This is a genomic window from Leuconostoc fallax KCTC 3537 (genome assembly GCF_000165675.1).
Classification (GTDB): domain Bacteria; phylum Bacillota; class Bacilli; order Lactobacillales; family Lactobacillaceae; genus Leuconostoc_B; species Leuconostoc_B fallax.
The window spans coordinates 1-18,283 of the sequence record NZ_AEIZ01000007.1; the positions used below are offsets into that span (position 1 = coordinate 1).

16 protein-coding genes and 1 pseudogene are annotated in these 18,283 nt (G+C 35.7%); 1 reads left to right on the forward strand and 16 read right to left on the reverse strand.

Features of this window, described 5'->3' with window-relative positions:
* Positions 1 to 44: 44 nt before the first annotated feature.
* From LEUFL_RS0101295 to LEUFL_RS12835, 3 genes are all read right to left on the reverse strand, one after another.
* A complete protein-coding gene (locus LEUFL_RS0101295) occupies positions 45 to 773 on the reverse strand; it encodes an EAL domain-containing protein (protein ID WP_010006952.1) in 729 nt (242 codons plus the stop codon).
* Between the two features lie 145 nt (positions 774 to 918).
* On the reverse strand, positions 919 to 2,013 hold the full coding sequence (locus LEUFL_RS0101300) for a GGDEF domain-containing protein (protein ID WP_029508585.1): 1,095 nt from the start codon (positions 2,011 to 2,013) through the stop codon (positions 919 to 921).
* Positions 2,014 to 2,394: 381 nt separating this feature from the next.
* Positions 2,395 to 2,562 carry a hypothetical protein gene (locus tag LEUFL_RS12835; protein ID WP_158004496.1) on the reverse strand — a complete coding sequence of 56 codons (168 nt, stop codon included), beginning with the start codon at positions 2,560 to 2,562 and terminating at the stop codon, positions 2,395 to 2,397.
* A gap of 116 nt (positions 2,563 to 2,678) precedes the next feature.
* Here LEUFL_RS12835 and LEUFL_RS0101310 point away from each other — a divergent pair, with 116 nt between their 5' ends.
* A complete protein-coding gene (locus LEUFL_RS0101310; protein ID WP_010006955.1) occupies positions 2,679 to 3,146 on the forward strand; it encodes an ASCH domain-containing protein in 468 nt (155 codons plus the stop codon).
* A 643-nt stretch (positions 3,147 to 3,789) separates the two neighbouring features.
* Here LEUFL_RS0101310 and LEUFL_RS0101315 read toward each other — a convergent pair.
* The 13 genes and pseudogenes from LEUFL_RS0101315 to LEUFL_RS12340 all read right to left on the reverse strand — a co-directional run bounded on the left by LEUFL_RS0101315 (position 3,790) and on the right by LEUFL_RS12340 (position 18,264).
* A complete protein-coding gene (locus tag LEUFL_RS0101315) occupies positions 3,790 to 4,464 on the reverse strand; it encodes a matrixin family metalloprotease (protein ID WP_010006956.1) in 675 nt (224 codons plus the stop codon).
* Between the two features lie 143 nt (positions 4,465 to 4,607).
* On the reverse strand, positions 4,608 to 5,360 hold the full coding sequence (locus LEUFL_RS0101320; RefSeq protein WP_010006957.1) for a hypothetical protein: 753 nt from the start codon (positions 5,358 to 5,360) through the stop codon (positions 4,608 to 4,610).
* Between the two features lie 324 nt (positions 5,361 to 5,684).
* Positions 5,685 to 7,175: a glycosyltransferase family 2 protein gene (locus LEUFL_RS0101325; protein ID WP_010006958.1), complete on the reverse strand. Its 1,491-nt coding sequence runs from the start codon at positions 7,173 to 7,175 to the stop codon at positions 5,685 to 5,687.
* A 190-nt stretch (positions 7,176 to 7,365) separates the two neighbouring features.
* Positions 7,366 to 8,979 (reverse strand): ABC transporter permease, encoded by a 1,614-nt coding sequence (locus LEUFL_RS0101330; protein WP_010006959.1) that lies wholly within the window; start codon positions 8,977 to 8,979, stop codon positions 7,366 to 7,368.
* Entirely contained in the window at positions 8,976 to 9,866 is an 891-nt protein-coding gene (locus LEUFL_RS0101335; protein ID WP_010006960.1) for an ABC transporter ATP-binding protein, read from the reverse strand. Before LEUFL_RS0101335 ends, LEUFL_RS0101330 begins: the two co-directional genes overlap by 4 nt.
* A gap of 118 nt (positions 9,867 to 9,984) precedes the next feature.
* A complete protein-coding gene (gene galU, locus LEUFL_RS0101340; RefSeq protein ID WP_010006961.1) occupies positions 9,985 to 10,869 on the reverse strand; it encodes a UTP--glucose-1-phosphate uridylyltransferase GalU in 885 nt (294 codons plus the stop codon).
* 117 nt (positions 10,870 to 10,986) lie between these two features.
* On the reverse strand, positions 10,987 to 12,411 hold the full coding sequence (locus tag LEUFL_RS0101345) for an oligosaccharide flippase family protein (RefSeq protein WP_010006962.1): 1,425 nt from the start codon (positions 12,409 to 12,411) through the stop codon (positions 10,987 to 10,989).
* Between the two features lie 13 nt (positions 12,412 to 12,424).
* On the reverse strand, positions 12,425 to 13,591 hold the full coding sequence (locus tag LEUFL_RS0101350) for a nucleotide sugar dehydrogenase (protein ID WP_010006963.1): 1,167 nt from the start codon (positions 13,589 to 13,591) through the stop codon (positions 12,425 to 12,427).
* 652 nt (positions 13,592 to 14,243) lie between these two features.
* The gene (locus LEUFL_RS0101360) at positions 14,244 to 14,765 is read right to left on the reverse strand and encodes a glycosyltransferase family 2 protein (RefSeq protein WP_010006966.1); all 522 of its coding nucleotides are present in this window, start codon (positions 14,763 to 14,765) and stop codon (positions 14,244 to 14,246) included.
* 572 nt (positions 14,766 to 15,337) lie between these two features.
* Positions 15,338 to 16,275 (reverse strand): annotated as a pseudogene (locus tag LEUFL_RS12565) (glycosyltransferase family 2 protein).
* A complete protein-coding gene (locus LEUFL_RS12335; RefSeq protein ID WP_010006970.1) occupies positions 16,203 to 16,793 on the reverse strand; it encodes a glycosyltransferase family 2 protein in 591 nt (196 codons plus the stop codon). The pseudogene LEUFL_RS12565 and the gene LEUFL_RS12335 overlap by 73 nt, the downstream one beginning before the upstream one ends.
* Positions 16,794 to 17,059: 266 nt before the next feature.
* Positions 17,060 to 17,557, reverse strand: coding sequence for a glycosyltransferase family 32 protein (locus tag LEUFL_RS10865; protein WP_010006971.1), 498 nt, complete (start codon positions 17,555 to 17,557; stop codon positions 17,060 to 17,062).
* 20 nt (positions 17,558 to 17,577) lie between these two features.
* Entirely contained in the window at positions 17,578 to 18,264 is a 687-nt protein-coding gene (locus LEUFL_RS12340; protein ID WP_050792560.1) for an O-antigen ligase family protein, read from the reverse strand.
* Positions 18,265 to 18,283: the final 19 nt, after the last annotated feature.

The following is an 18,283-nucleotide window of genomic DNA, read 5'->3' on the forward strand; positions in this document are numbered from 1 at the left end:
TTATACTAATATCGCAAACTTTTTTATTCAGTAAAATCAACGTTTCAACTGCTAATTTGACTAAGATGCATTGGTTTAGACCAGTACCAACCTTGTTGGAAAAACATCCCCTTGTCCAAAAATACTTTGGCTGCTTTACAATTTTCAATTTCTTCAATGACAAACATTAAATTCGCCTTAGAACAGACGTTCACATAAGCTTCCAAAAACGGCATCATGACATCATCTGCTATATTTAAAAACGGATGCTTTGAAAACTTAACGCCACATAATTCATGAATATGCTTGAAAAGTACCTGAATATTATTTTGCCCGGTTGAAATATCATCCAACAAGACTTGGTATTGCAAATCATGCATCATGCTGAATGCTTCTTCCAAGTGGTCAAAATCATCCATATTATAAATGCGCTCAGTTAATTCAATCATTAATAGATCATTGTAAGCCTTCATATTATCAAAAAAGACGGCTGTTTCTGGGAATTGCCATTGACAGCTTTCAAAATTCAAAGAAAATTTAACGCCGGGATACTGCTTGAATAATGCCATGAGTTGCGTTTCGGCAAAATAAAGAAATTCCGCATTACCATGACGCTCTTGAATCTTATCCAAAAAGTAATTTGGAAAACGCTGCGTTTCTTTGTTTCTTAATAGTAGTTCATAAAATGCTACTGAAGCCTGCTTTGGTGCTGCCTCAACGGCCATCACCGGCTGTACGACAAAGTACAATGATTCCACCCACGTAGCAGACGGATGAGTATTTAATTCGCTCATTCACCTTCTCCAAATCCCAAAATGTCATGCGCCGTTAACCCAGTTAACATGCACATATAGTATATGCCCTTAAGTAGTATATCATCTACTTTCATGCCGCACCATATTAATGATTCTTAAATTATGCCATGATCCGCCGGCTATATTAACAGATTTGTTCAACAATCGTTTGATGTCGCCCCGCTTTCTTGGCAGCATATAATAGCCTATCCGCTGCTTCAAAAGCCTTTAAAGGATCATGATGATAAGCCTTCAAACAGGCAACCCCTGCAGAAAAGCTAAGTTGTTCAACCAAGTCATCAATATTAATTTGATTGATCTCGACTTGGAGTTGGGCAAATAATTCACGGATTGGGGTGCCTTTGAGTTGCTTAATAGCGACCACAAATTCTTCACCACCATAACGATATAAAGTGAAGTTATTCTTGCCCAATTCTCGAATAAAATACTGATGAATCTGCTCAGCAAATACCTTTAAAACTTTATTGCCCATTGTATGTCCGTAGGTATCATTGACTTGCTTGAAGTGATCAAGATCTAATACCGCAATAAATAGCATTGTCTTATTAATCTGTTCCAAACTAAAATCTTGATGCAAATGGTATAAGTTGTACAATTCTGTTAATTCATCTACATTTGCTTTATGAGTCAACTCATCAATCATGGCCTGTCGCTTGGTCAAATAAACATAGAAATAATGAATAACAGCCAAAACAATCAATAACGCAATGGCTGAAATCATCGTTGCCTTGAATGTAAATGGCGTATGACGCGGGACAAAATACCCTGATAAACGTTCGAGTCCCAGCATCACAATCGCAGATAGTGCCGTTTTCAATAATTTACTGATGTTGAAATGATCAACAGCCATTGTGGCTAAATAAACCAAAATACCATTAACACAAATGAGTAGCACTAGGCTCATCGATATCTGGCGCTCAACAATGGATAAATAACCAATAATAACGCCGACACTGAGCAAAAAATATAAGCGGCCAAATTTCCTATTCATATAGTGATAAACAAGAATCGCCAGTAAGAAATAAAGACACACATACCCAAAAACAAGCTTAGACACCGATAATAGACTATAAAGTAATGGCAAGAAAATGATGACTGGAACAAAATACCACTCTTTTAGTTGCGTCGCATCATGAAAGTGTAGGATTGTGAGTAAAGATAACCCAAGTCCGATACACATTGTCGATAGCGTTCCAATGTCCAGTATTGTCGTCCACATGACTATTTGTCCCTTTATAAAAAATAATTTTATCGCGTATACTAAAAATAAAACCAGCAAAGTGCTAGTTTTACCTTAGTATATCTGAAAGAATGATCTATGCCAAATAAAAAAGCAACCCAATCTCCAATGACATCCCCTAAGCCTATCGCCTAGCGTCAGATACCATTGTCCCGTTAACATCAGTCCATAACGCAAGTTCGCGTAACTTTTGTCACTTTGTGATGTCAACTGCGATTGAGTTGCCCGGACTAGAGAAGTCCTTTCGCACTATCTGCGTGGGATAGCTTCAACAACTGAATGTTATTAGAACCTCATCTAATCTATACATATAGTATACCCGATTATTGCTAACTTTGCAAGCGGTTTCAACAAATATGGTCACATTTGATCTTTAATGACAATCATCGCTGAATGCACACTATTTATCGGACCATACTGTATGTCGATGTCTCGAATACCTTGCTGGCGTAGTTCTTCAATATACTCGTTAACCTTCTTTTCAAATCCTGAAACTGTCATTGCTGTAATCACTCTAATTTCCATCATATCCCCCTTAAACTCATGTATTATAATCATACTGTATATCATCACTTTTGTCGTCAAAAATTGTATCAGTATGCCATAATTATGCTAAAATATCGATAACATTAAGGAGATCGTTCATGGTAAATTCAGAAGAAATTCAACACTATTGGCAACAGTTTCAAGCTGACCAGCATATCACTGATGATTATTACACTGCCGAGCAATATGGGGATGGTCAGAAAATAGGCGATGAATTGGCTGATTTGATTGTCAAGGGTATCAAAACTGCAACGACGTCTGCACTCGAATTATATGAACCTAACGAAAAGAAACCAAAGGTTGGTACGTATAATATTGTATTAGATGGTTCAGGTCACTCTGCTTGTATCACGCAAACTAAAGTTGTCGAGACAATTAACTTTAATCAAGTTAGCGCTGAACATGCCTATCATGAAGGCGAAGGTGATCGAAGCTTGGCTTATTGGCGCGCTGAACATCGTAAGTTCTTTCAAGCAGCATATCAAGCTATGAATCAGACATTTCATGAACAAATCCCATGTATTTGCGAGGTTTTCACGGTCGTTTACGTTTCAGACAAAAAATAAATGCGTTTAAAAGCATAACATTTGTAAATCATCGCTCACCGCAGTACTATTTAGCTAGAGCCCGTTGTGTTTAAAAGAATGGAGGTAGTTCTTCGTGAATCATTCAAATACAGAACCAATTCGATTATCAGCAGTAACCGTTTATAATCATTGTCTCTCACAGAATTGAATTCAAAGGAGAATTAAAATATGCTAATCACTCAAGTACAGAAATATGTTCGTCAGTTAGCTGAATTACTTTCCACCCTCACAAGGCCTCAGGTTGCTTATCGTGTCGTCCCTATTCGTCGTAAACGATAACCATACCATCTCTCCTAATACTCAAAAGGGCAAGTCGTTAAGACTTGCCCTTTTTAATCATTTTATCCAAATAAAAACAACCCAATCTCCAACGATATCCCCTAGGACTTTCACCTAACGCCAGATACCATTGTCTCGTTAACATCAGTCCATAACGCAAGTTCGCGTAACTTTTGTCACTTTGTGATGTCAACTGCGATTGAGTTGCCCGGACTAGAGAAGTCCATTCGCACTATCTACGCTGGATAGCTTCAACAACTGAATGTTATTAGAACCTCATCTAATCTATACATATAGTATACCCGATTACCGCTAGTTTTGCAAGCGGTTTCATAATTTATTTCTAATTTTGATACAAGGCTTTTAATTGATTAATATCGGCAGTCTGAATACCATATTCAGAACCCTGCGGTTGCATGACTGACGCATGATCAGAGACGTGGTCTAGTCCCAAGGCATGCCCTAGTTCATGCTCGGCGGTGTTCATTTTGCGCACAGCCGAATAGTCATCTAAATAATGTTCGTTCAATTTTGCGGTAACATGCGTGATTGATTTCTTTCCTGTGATTGGGTTCAATAGAAATTGTGTTTCTGCTACACCGGCTTGCATCGTATCATCCCGATTTTCAGTCGTTAGCACGATATCGGCCTGATTCTTATTATCAACCTTGGTCAGGGTTAACACTTTTGCCGCATTCCAATTGTCAAAGGCACGTTGCCATGCGGTTGCATAGGCTGGCTTACTATTCAGTGACACATCAAAATAAACTTTCAAAGTCCGCTTAGGCCATATCGCGCCATTTAAAGCTGTTGCATCTGTATGACTTGTGGTTGATTGACGACTTGATATGTTACTGGTTGGTGTATTTTGGCCACCTTGTGTATTGAGTAATGTAGCCAGTTGCTGTACCTGATTCGTTACCCATGCCTTACCGGTTGCTACTTTATCAGGATTCTGTACGACAAAAATAATTGCCACAACAACAATCACTAACTTAACTATTCTTGAAAATTTCACCTCTTCTCCCTCCGTGTCGGTACGTTACTTCGTAGGAATGATTATACAGGTTCAAAATTAAAATTATGTTAACTTATTAAAAGTACGTAATCATGTTAAAGTATTTAGTAAAAATAAAAAGAGGTCTATTCAAGACCTCTTCACTATTCTATATTTTGAGTAAAACTAGGTAATTCGCTTTGATTCAATATCTTTAATGTTTTCTTGTCTAATTGAAAACAAATTTGGTCATCTGGTCTAGATTCTGGGACTTTAGCTCCAGGACCGGATGCACCTGTATTGGCACCCTTTCGAGTGAAGTACATTGGGTAATAATCGGTATCATCTGTCTGTTCCATAGAATTGGCAGCCTGTCCGCCTCGACGATAAGCATCATCCGTTGCAGCATTAAGCTGACTTAATATATCTGTTTCGCGTGACAGGAACTGATCATCAGTTACAGCCGTGGCTGCTTCAGATAGTGCGTAATTATAAGGCTTACCCGTATAGGCATTCACCTCAACTTCCATAAAGTGTTGTGGTGTATCAAATACAACAACATCATACGTTGTCTCATCTTTCCACTCTGATCGTGGACTAGACGTTGCCTTTGCGACATGAACTGTTGCTGGTGATGTCGAATGTGACTTAACAAAATCCAGTGCAATTTGTTCCATTTCATCAGTAGACAGTTTCTTAACACTGACACTAGATGAGGTCGTCACACTACTTGCACTATCACTTTCCTGTGATGAAGATGTGCTATGCGCAGTAGACGATACTTTTGAACTTTTACTGCTGGCTTTTTTATCAATCTTTTGACTTTGTTGCGCATGGCTACTACCAAAAAGAAAAAATACATAACACAATAGGCCAAGAATAAAGATACTGCCTAACCATTTCAATGTCTTACTCATTTTCGATTACTCCCTTAATCAAAAAATAGTATTTTACACACAAAAGCAACCCAATCTCCAATAATACCCTCTAGGGCTCTCACCTAGCATCCAGATACCATTGTCTCGTTAATATCAATCCATCACATCAGTTCGCGTCACTCATGCCACTTCATCATATCAACTGCGATTGAGTTGCCTCGGACTAGCAGAAGTCCATTCACACTACCTGCGCTGGATAGCTTCAACAACTAAATGTTATTAGAACTTCTTCTAATCTATACATATAGTATACCTGATTATTGTTCGTTTTGCAAGCGGTTTCATAAATTAAAATAAATTATGCTATGCGCGATGGCGACCACGTAATTTAAAGAGCTTGCCAAGCATGAGCAAAAATGTCACCACCGTCAGTAAGGTTAATAGATCAAAGCAAAAATCAATATATGGCCGTACTGTCGCCAATGCACTATACCAACTAATAATATCCGTATATTCTAGCAATAATAATACACCAACTGTTAGCGCGCCAAATAAATATGGCAAATAATTGCGGTTCAGCTGTCCTTTTTCGGCCATGTACTGCACATGCCAACCATCAACTTTCTCAATACGTAATGAATTCAACCAAGCTCTAGAATGAATCTTGATATCAAAAATCATAGCAGCTTCCGTTATAATCCCCGTTAATGACAGTAGCAAGTCAATAAAACGATGATTCGGTGTCTTAAGCGTCACCACAACGCCCAGAATTGAAGACACAACTAACGGAAATGCCCAAATCCAATTCCACTCAAAATCACCAATATACAAAGATACTGGTATCAGAATCACCAATAACAAGCGAATGATGGTGTTCAAGAACAATATGCCTTCCTCAAACCATAATTTTCGAGCATATGCCGTTGATAAAAGCGCTTTTTGCATATATTCCAACTTACCAGATGCCCACTTTAACTGTTGGTTGTAATAACTTGATACTGTCACCATGCTATCCACATAACAGCGTGCCGTATCACTAATCACACATTGCCAGCCGAGCGAGCGTAATTGCTGTGTGAGTAATAAATCTTCTGTATCAGTCGAATTATCGTAAACGCCATTGAGCTTGTAACGTTCATTCACTTCAATCAATGCTTCGGGCTTAAAAATCGAGCATTGTCCACCCGCAATTTCAGCGACATAGCCATTCGCTTTTTGTTCGATGGTCCATTGGGCAAATGAACGGTTCTGCTGTACTGCCAAAAAGCGTGATAGTGGTCCGCCGAACTTACCTCTTGCAATAAGTTCTTCCCGATTGGGTAAATTTCTTGGAATGCGATGCTTAGATTCTGGTAACAAGCACGTATAGTTAGCGCTTACTGCAGCAATACGATAATCAGAATATAATTCTGTATAAATTGTACTTAGGCAATTCTTCGCTAAATACACATCGGCATCCAAGCCAACAATCGCAATAATATTTTTCACTGCTTTCATGTGGGATTCGCTAAGCGGTTGTGCGTGCTTAGAATTATCACCTAAAAATAACCGATACAGTTGATTCAAAGCGCCCACCTTACGTTGCTTATTATCAACTGTTTTTAATATGTACAAGTTAAGCTGGTCAGCGTACTGTTGAATTTCTCCTTCAGTGTTGTCCGTACAATTATCCAAAGCAATAAAGACATCGAGTACTAAATCATCGGGTACAACTTGCTCGGTGAGACTTTTGAGCGTATTGGCGATAATATCCTCTTCATTATGGGCTGGTATTACTGCAATCATACGTTGTGTCACATTATCACTAAAGATGCGATTATTCACAGCATCATCATAACTTACTTCTTTTAACATCTCTCTCCTACCATTTTACAAGTCCTTCTCCTATACTAATGTAAACGTTTGTGCTATAATTACCGATTATTTTACACTTTTAAAAAACAATGTAAAGCCTTTTCACAGTTTTTTACATTTGTCAATAACTTTTTGAAACTTTGTGTAACGATGAACATTAAATGGCACAAAAAAGAGGCGCATCGCCTCATCACACTAAGTCACGGCGCCTAAATCCAAGCCAGCCGATGGCCATTAAGATAGCACTGATAATCACCATCCCCCACAGTGTCACTTGGGAAACGCTCACTGCCGGAATGTCTTCAGTCCAGCCAAATGCCGATAGCCGTAGGAACCAATCTGGTAATTCTAACAAATGCTTCATGTACGTTAATAAGAACATCACGCCAAAATAAATATAGAGACCGTAAAACCAACGTGGTAACCAACCAATGAACACGGCACCAATCGCTAATGATAATAGAATCATTGGTAAATATCCCCAAAAAGCAGTCATAAATAGATCAATTGGTAACTTGCGCTCAACTGTTAGACTAGCCGTTACCCATAGCACCAGATATCCGATAATCCAGGATATGATACCGACCAGCTGGCCACCAACAGTGTAAGTTAAGAAATATTTTGTTCGCGATATGGGTTGTGAACCTAACAAATCAAAAACACCAATTTGCGCATCTTTATGCTGACGCTGAATCACACTAAAGCCAGCCATGATCGCCAGTAAAGCCAATAGTAAACTAATCATCACCATATAGCGTGCAAATAACTCATCTTGCATACCCTGAACCTTCTGCAAGCCAAGGACTTTGACTAAGTTTTGATTACTAGCTACCATATCGGCGACTTCATTGAATAAACTCCCATAAATCATAGCCATAAACGCAATACCCAGCTGCCAACCGATAACGCCCTTAAGCTCTAAACGACTCAATACACTCACAAAGCCACGTAAGGTCATGCCCGCTCGTGCACGCCCTTGATCCGCTGTCTGGATAATACCGGCATTTAAGCCGCGCCGTTGTACCAATATAACGGCTAAAATCGAGAAAACGGCAATTAAAATTAATGGTAAAATCATGTAACGCAAATGATTGCCAAAATAGACTTGTGTTGATTCCAACCAGTTAAAGGGCGATAGCCAGACAAAGTCATATAATCCCCGCGCATCAATTATCATGCGCAAAACATAGCTTAACCCCAAAATTGCAAAGCTAACCATAGATACGGTACGTGCGTCCGCAAATAATTGGGCGATAACCAGTGTCACACTGCCAAAGAATAAACCAATCATCCCTAATATACCAGCCAAAAGTAACGAAGTACCTGCGTTAGCCCCCTGCATTGGCAGTATTAATAATGACCCGTATATCAATAACGTGGTGACAATATTCAGCACCAATAGTTCCACCATCACCAATAGTAAGGGTGTCTCGGTCTTAACCGAGGTCGCGCGAATGAGTTCCGTTGCGCCTTCCGCTTCTTCTCGTCGTGCGCCGTTAACCGCAATTTGGATGTTCATCATCCCCATTAGTACACCCATCATCGGTATCATAATCGCACCAAATAAAATGGCAGTGTTGTAATGATTAATCTCCGGCACCTTACCAAACATTGTCGTCATAATCGGTGTACTCATCATCGATACCAATTGTTGGATACTGTTCGTGTCACCATAAACATCGGTTAGCTTAATCAGCCCCGATATCATCATGAACATAATCACTGCCAGCCAAATGACAATGTACTTCAGGTCACGCTTCACATTCAAACGTAGCAATAACCCTAAATGATTCGTTTGCTTCATTGCGCGCCTCCTACATCATAGTATTGAATGAAGAGGTCTTCGAGTGTTGGTGGCGTAATCTGTAAATCTTGTACGTCAGCTTCGCTTAATTCACGCAAAACGGTTGCCAGTTCATCACGCCGAATGGCAAATGACGCTGTGTTGTGAATGCTGGCGAACTTGTGCCGATGACTAAAGCGTAAAACAGTCTCGTAATCTGGTAGCGTTGCCTTTACATTCAATTCGGCCAGGTTTTGCATACTTGATAATGTTCCAGATTCAATAATCTCACCATTACGAATGATAGCTAGCTTATCAATCATCTTTTCAACTTCTGACAAAATGTGTGAGCTCAATAATACCGTCTTGCCTGCTTGCTTTAAGGCTAATACTTCCTCTTGAAAATTGCGCGCTTGTAAGGGATCTAAGCCACTCGTTGGTTCATCAAAAATATATAAATCAACATCTAAGCTAAATGCGACAATTAATGGCACTTTCTGCCGATTCCCAGTGGAATATGTGCGCGACTTCTTCTTAGTGTTCAACTCGAACTTCTTAATTAACGCATCCGTTCGTGACGTATGCTCATGACCACTCATCCGTAATAATAAGTCAATCACCTCGCCACCAGTAAGGTTCGGCCATAAATACACATCATCGGGTACATAAGCAATGCGTTGATGTGCTGCCATCATGTGCTGCGCTGTATCCATACCGAGTAGCTTAATGTCACCACTATCATGCTTAATTAATCCCAAAATAGCGCGAATTGTCGTTGACTTCCCCGAACCATTCGGCCCCAGAAAGCCAAATACCTCGCCTTTCTCAATATCAAAAGATACATTCTTTAACGCTTGAAATTGACCAAAATACTTGTTCAACTGTTGTACTTCTAAGACCTTTGCCATAATGCCTCCTTATATTCGGTTGCGATTATCTGTCTTGTCGTCCTTTTTCTTTATCCTAGCACAAAGTGGTTCTCAAGCTAAATAAAAAGAACTCGCTATCATGCGAGTTCTCCACAGCTTAATCTAAGCGTTGCGCTAAGTCTTTAATATAAGCTTTCAAATCATCCTTCGTCTGGGGATGCTTCAAGCCAAATTCAATATTCGTCTCCAAGAAACCAATCTTAGAACCAATGTCATAACGACTACCCTTGAATTCATGTGCATAAACATGCTGGCGATTGTTCAATGAATCAATCGCATCGGTCAATTGCACTTCATTCCCCTTACCAGGTGCCGTATTCTCTAATTCTTCGAAAATCTCAGGTGTTAATAAGTAACGTCCAATAATCGCCAAATCAGATGGTGCGTCTTCTGGCTTAGGCTTCTCAACGAAGTTCTTCACACGGTACAAGCCATCTTCGCTCACCTTGGCAGCGGGATCAATGACACCATATTCAGATACTTGGTCATGCGGTACACGCATAACGGCTAATGTTGATTCACCCGTCTGATTATAACGATCAATCAATTGCTTCGTTAGTGGTTCTTCGTCTTGCGTCAAGTCATCACCTAGCAAGACAACGAAAGGTTCGTTACCGATAAATGACTTAGCTGTCAAAACCGCATCACCCAATCCTTGGGGATGAGATTGACGGATAAAGTAAAGGTTAATGTCGGTTGTCTGTTGGACCAACTCCAACATCTTATCCTTACCCTTTTCTTTTAAGTTGTTTTCTAATTCAGGGTTAGAATCAAAGTGGTCTTCAATTGAACGCTTTGACTTACCGTCAACAATGACGATATCTTCGATACCAGAAGCAATTGCTTCTTCAACAATGTATTGAATCGTTGGTGTATCAACGATCGGTAGCATCTCTTTAGCTAATGCCTTGGTAGCTGGTAGAAAACGTGTGCCAAGTCCCGCTGCGGGGATGATTGCTTTTCTGACTTTAGGTGCATGCATGATGATTTACTCTCCATTAAGTTTCTTATATACTTGCTTATTTAATAGTCTATATGTCTATTATATGGCGCTAGATATAAAAAAGATTAAAAAACGCTTGTGATTATTGCAATTACTTTAAGATTTCTTATTTCTAAATTCTCTATACAAAGGCAGAACGGGATTAGCATTTAATACTGTTGTTAGCGTGACATAGACAATAACGCCTAAGATAGCCTGAATAATTGTTGTTAATAAATTTGCAGTCATGTTCATCGTAAATAATTTAATAACAAAAATCATAGCCATAGCGGATAAAACGTTCATCAATACTTGCCATCTTGAATAGCTTAAATGGGTTCTCTTCCAAAAATCCCAAAGTCGAATTACCCAAATCAAAATCTCAACAACTACAGATACAATGGCAGCTCCAATAGCTCCCAATATAGGAATTAATATAAAATTCAAACCAATGCTTAAAATAGCCCCAATATAAACTGACGTATTATATTCTTTAATTCGTCCCTGTGGTATCAAATATTGTCTAGAAATGGTCATCCCACCGGGAATCGCAATAACCAGTAATCCTAATATAGGTAATACCAAATTCATACTAGAAAATGTTGACCCAAAAAACCAAGGAATAAGTTTGTCCGCTATCGCAATGATTCCTGCCGATATGGCAATAGTAAAGTAAGCTTCAAAATTCAACACTCTTTGAATCATCAAATAGCCTTTATCATATTCATTTTTACTGAAAAGACGAGTAGCATGTGGCATTAATACTGTATCAATAGACGAAATTAATGTAATAAAAATAGTAGTAACCAGTAAAGCGTTAGAAAATATACCAACAAATGATTTACTGCCTAACGTGCCAAGCATTGTTTTGTTCAGATTCGTGTATAAAATAATTGCCACCTGAGGAATAAACAAAACTGCTGATTCCTTTAGTGCTAACCACATCTCTGAGAAAATAGGTTTAACAAAATGAATTTGCTCTCTCAAAAAGAACCATAGTGTGAGCGGATTAAAAAATGCGACAAGCGTCAATATTACCGTGTACTTAATCAAATCATCGGCAGAATTAATCTGCGTCACAATTAGGAAAAATGACGTCAATTGCAATAAGAAGTTGACAATTGTGATTTTTTGAAAGTCCTCTATTCCCATAAAGAACCAAGAAACATCAAGCCCAGCCGCTACAACTAATAATGATTGTATAAAATATACAGTTCCTAAGTTAAATATTAAACCCGTTATAAAATAACAAATTAATATAACTGCAGTTAATAAGAGACTAAAACCCTCTAGCGTCCAAAACTTTTTACTTAATAACGTTTTGTCATCAACCACTTTGGCTATTTCACGCGTACCATATAATGGTAACCCTAAGGCTGTTACTAAGACAAAATACTGTGCAATAGAATTTGCGAAAGCATATTTTCCAACGCCTCCAGCTCCCAATGAATGGGCAACAATAGGCACTGTGACTAATGGCATCAATATTTTTAAAACTTGGTAACTAGACTGATATAATAGATTCTTCCCGACTTTATTCATTGTTATTCCAATATCAATCTCTCTTATACAAATCTCGTGTGTATACTTTATCTTCTACGTCACGTAAGCTATCATCCCAACGATTTGCCACGATGACATCTGATTCCTTTTTGAAAGTATCAAAGTCATGAATTACAGCAGACCTAAAGAACTCATCTTCCTTTAGTGTTGGTTCATAAACGACTACTTCAATTCCCTTAGCCTTGATACGCTTCATTACACCTTGAATTGATGAGGCACGGAAATTATCACTACCTTCTTTCATTGTTAAGCGATAGATTCCGACCTTATTAGGGTTCTTTTTAATGATTTGATCAGCAATGAAATCTTTGCGTGTTGTATTAGAATCTACAATGCCTTTAATAATGTTATTCGGTACATTCTCAAAGTTAGCTAATAGTTGCTTTGTATCCTTTGGCAAGCAGTAACCACCATAACCAAATGAAGGATTATTGTAATGCTTACCAATTCTAGGATCTAAGCCAACACCGTCAATAATATTCTGTGATTTGAGTCCACGTACTTCAGCATAAGTATCTAATTCGTTAAAGTACGCCACTCTCATTGCAAGATAAGTATTAGCAAAAAGCTTAATCGCTTCAGCTTCCGCACTATCTACAAATAATTCTGGTGTATCTTCATCATAAGCACCATTTTTCAATAGTTCTGCGAATTGGCGTGCTCTGTCAGAATCTTCTCCAATAATAATTCTTGAAGGGTGAAGATTATCGTAAAGCGCCTTACCTTCACGTAAGAATTCAGGAGAGAAGATAATATTGTTTGTATTATATTTTTCTTTAACTGATGCTGTAAAGCCAACTGGAATTGTTGATTTTACAATCATCAATGCTTCTGGATTGAATTCTAATACCTCTTTAATGACAGATTCAACAGCACTCGTATCGAAATGATTCGTTTCAGTATCATAATTTGTAGGTGTCGCAATAACAATAAACTCAGCGTTACTGTAGGCATCTTTACCATTAGTTGTTGCTTTTAAATTTAACTGTTTATTTGCCAAAAAGTCAGATATTTCTTTATCTTGTATGGGAGAAATCCCTTGATTAATTAAATCTACTTTCTCTGGAATAATATCCACAGCAGTTACTTCATTGTGCTGTGCCAACAAAGTAGCTAACGACAAACCAACATATCCTGTACCTGCAACTGCGATCTTCATTTTATATTTCTTCTTTCTTTATAATTCATAATCTAGATAGTGAACAAAAAATTAATTACGCACTTGTAAAAATTTTTAAAAACTAAATATATTTAATATAATACTGATGAAACTAAAGAATGTTTCCATAATTTATCTATTATAATGGTGCCCGCTACCAAAAAAGATCCATATACTAATTCAATAGTATTTAATTCGTGGAAAAATGACTATTTTTCAAATACAGAGTTCCCTTCAAAAATCTTATCAGTATTTTTAATAATCCTAACACTATACTAAAAAGTTTTTGTCCTTAATATTTTTTGTTTTATCTTAAATAAAACAATCATTAGTACATTATGAAAGCCCAGTATTTTAATTATTTTATTTTTAGTTTGTGAATCTACTTTACTTTTAAATAAACAACTTACTACATTTGCCCATACAAAGTCCCTGTACCCCTCTTTAGAGATCTGATTCCTATACTGATTTATCCAATTAAGGGAAAATACGGGATGAACTTTACGACTAACTGATAGTCCTTTCACTGCATCTAAATGGCAATAAATTAAAGGGTCTGACGTTTGATAAAATTTAGTAGTAGTAGAAAATGCTAATCTAAATATTAAATCCCAATCTTGATGTTTAACTAGATTTTTCGTAAACGGATAATCTAAAAATAATTTTTTGGTGCTAACAAAGTAGAAGTTTGAATCGCTCCTTTACGTTCTAAAACATAATTAGCTATATTTTCATTAACTTCATACGGACTAATTTGAGAAACATTATCCTTACTTTCCCCAAAGTACATGGGTGAAAATATTATCTTTTGCTCTTCAGAAATACTTTTATATAACAAAATTTGCTTATTTAATTTCTCCGGTAGCCACTCATCATCATCATCTAGTAGGGCTATTATATCCCCTGTTGCAGCTCTAATCCCAATATTTCTAGCTTCATTCCCGCCAACCTTATCTTGGGTCTGTACAATTTTAATAATGTCTTCCCTATTAAATTCTTCAACGATAGATGTAATATACCGAGATTTACCATCTACTATAATAATAATTTCTTCACTTTTGAGAGTTTGGTCCAAAACACTTTGAATAGCTCTTTTTATAAGAAAGTTATCAGGTTTAAACATTTCTGAACGTTCATAGGTCGTTATAATCACAGATATTGATTCTTTATTCACTATATCCCTCTTTCATGAATTAATTTTTCTATATAAAAATTAATTACGTCTTATATAGATTTTCAGATATTTAAAAACGAAAAATATTGATCCTATGACTAATATATTTTAAATATAATTTCTTGCTAATACGAATAGTCTTTTCATTTAAAATTTTCTTTACTCGATTCATCAAATGAACTTTTTCTGATTTTTTCACACTACTAGTATTTCCCATTATTATATTTTCTTCACATATTTCACCCAGTAATTGAATATAAATTTTTATTTGAAAATGTTTTAATTGATTTATTAAATTTGGATAATTATTAGTAATAAAATGTGAAAAATTATCAAGATTAGTTATGTGATCCACCCGAGCTTTTATAGACGTAGCAGATGTTATTGAACCTTTTCTTATTGAATATATATATAGCGGTTCGTTTAAATAATAAATTTTTTAGAATTATGAATAAGGGTTACAATAGGAACCATATCTTCGTATAATAATCCCTCTGGAAATTCAAAAAAATTCTTTTTCATAAGAGAAGAATTAAACATATAACTCCACGCATTAATTTGAACTTTTTCTTTTAATAAATTATCCACCATATCTTCCGGACTATAAGTTCCACTATCGATACCTTCATAATAGGAGTCCGTAATAATTTTGTCATTAGTGTGTATGTAATGAGAAAAAAGACCATACTAATATCGGTAAAATTATGAATAATGTTCACGCATTTATCCACTAAATGTATACTTATTTTATCATCACTATCTATAAAAATAGTATACTCACCATTGACATAATTCATACCTGTATTTCTTGCAGCTGACAATCCCTGGTTTTTTGTGTTATGATTTTAAAACGTTTATCTTTTTCTGCATAGTCTTTACATATCTGTATTGAGTTATCTGTTGAACCATCATTTACAATTATTACTTCAATATTCTGATAAGATTGTTTAGCAATACTTTCTAGACAATCTGCTATATACTTTTCTACATTATATACTGGCACAATTATAGATATTAGCACTTTAATTTTAGACCTCTTATCTTTTTTCATGTAATGTTTAATTTTGATTAATTGATTTTCAATACGAGATAATATATATACACGTTTTGTAACTAACATTCCAGTTAGAATAATCTCTTCAATACTGTTACGCATTTGAATTTTACCAATACTCTTCATATGATGTATTTTATCTAAGACGTCGGCTACTATCTCACTATGCTCTTTTATACTATTTCTATCCATTTGACCAAATATAGAAAGGGATATTTTAGCATATCGACTATAGGCAAGATTCTCCAAATAATAATTCCCCTTAGACATGACTATCATGTCTTCAATATAAACTAATGATTTAAATTCAGCAGAATTAAAAGTACTATGTACAATACTGTTTTCCCTTTGACGATATTGATATAAATTATATCCACAATATGTTATTTTTTTGCCTTTACTATTATTTGATTTAGGAGAGCAATATCTTCTAAATACCTGATATTCTTTGGCCATATAATATGAGAAAATAAATTCTTTTTAAACATTTTATCGTTTAAAAATCCTTCAAAGTGCTTAGCTGATATCCATTCTTCTAAAATTTCATCTCCGGCACTTGTAAAAGATAATTTTGGATTAGACATTCTAATATACTTATTGCCATTATCAAAATATAGATTATATCCAATAATCGAGATATCTGATTTTTCACGTTCTATATTAACCAAGAGTGTATCCAACCACTCTTTCGATACAAAATCGTCTCCGTCCAGAAATGTAATATATTCTCCTTTAGAAAGTTCAATACCAGTTTTTCGCGCAAGTAATTGTCCTGAATTAACAATGGTTATACATTGAAACCGAGCATCCATCGTTATAAAATTTTGAATTATATTTAAAGATCTGTCCGTCGAACCATCATTTACAATGATAGCTTCAAAATCAGTAAAGGTTTGTTTCCTTAGTGATTCTAAACATTCATAAATATACTCTTCTGTATTATATATAGGAATAATAACAGATATTCTAGGCATAATATTTTCCTTATCATGTAGATGGCTTTAAAATATTAAAAATACTTCTTGATTTTTTATTCTTTCAATAATAGCTTCTCCAAACAACCGAGTCAGCGCTATTAATATCATATCCTTTAATTTTGCACTATTAGACTTCCACGTCCCCGAATAATGGTGAATTGTCAATGTTTCCTTACTAATATTAGTTTTATGAGTAGCAAAATTTATTGGAGAAAAATATGTAGATGGATATATCATTACACCATTAACAAGCTGTTGATTCTCTAAATTATTAAAATTATAATTCTTAATAAAAAAGATAATATATATTTAGAATTAGGTGTTTTATCATAAACATTTTTATCGATTAAAAATGTCCTTCTAGAATAATCTTCTAACAGCTGTTGAAGCCACCTTTGCTTAGGTTCGCTAGCAATTACTGCTGTACTAAAAGCATACTTAGATTCTCGCCCTATAAACGCTTTGTTCTTTAATAATTCATCAAACGATTTTAAAATTTCTACATCTGTATCGAGATAAATTCCACCTTCTCTATTTAGAATATCTAGTCGAACATAATCACTGACGAATGCCCACATATTCTCTTGTAATGCTTCTTGAACATATTTTACATTTATATTTTTTATGTCGTAATTGGTTTCATTCCATTCTTTTATTTGGTAATCAGGTAATATGCTTCGCCATTGTTCAATCTGCTGTACAATTTTATTTGGTTTAGCTTTTCCTCCAAACCAAATATAATGAATTACTTTAGGTATCATGCTTTTCTTATCCATTTAATTTATTTGTGATTACTTAATGTCTCGTCATTTATTGCAGTTATCATAAGAATGGGTAAAATCAATTCAAAATGTTGCAAGGCTGTTTCTGTGAAGCCCATAGCGAAGTAGCCAATAAATAGTATCCACTGCTTTACTGTATATACAGAATAAGATTTTAGAATATACAAATATACAATCAACAATTCTATAAGAAACAAAATCCCCTTAGCAAGTAATGCCTGAAGGTACCCATTGTCGAACATTGCTGATTCGAGTTCACTGGTTTTTAATAAATGAATACCATATTCTTGATAGAAAGACTGGTAAAGTTGAATTCTTCCAGATAGCAGCTCATTCAAAACATTATTTATAGGTGTGAATAGAACATATATGGATAGAACGGTTAATAAGATTGGAATAAAATATATTATCCATGAAAAATTTTTTGACATGGCTTTATCTATATTTTTACCTAGAACAATATAGATAAAACTAATAGTTATCAAAACATACATGGATGTTCTAGATTGTGTTTGATTTAAAATAACTAATGATAAAAATGCTATGAGTAAATATTTAAATCTACTATATTTTTGGCCCACCAAACCACAGTATGCAAAAAATATACTCACCCATATCATTGAGGCAATATTTGGATGAATGAATCCCAAAGACTTTCGATGTATTATCTTATCAATACGCCACATTTCTACGTCATGATTGTTG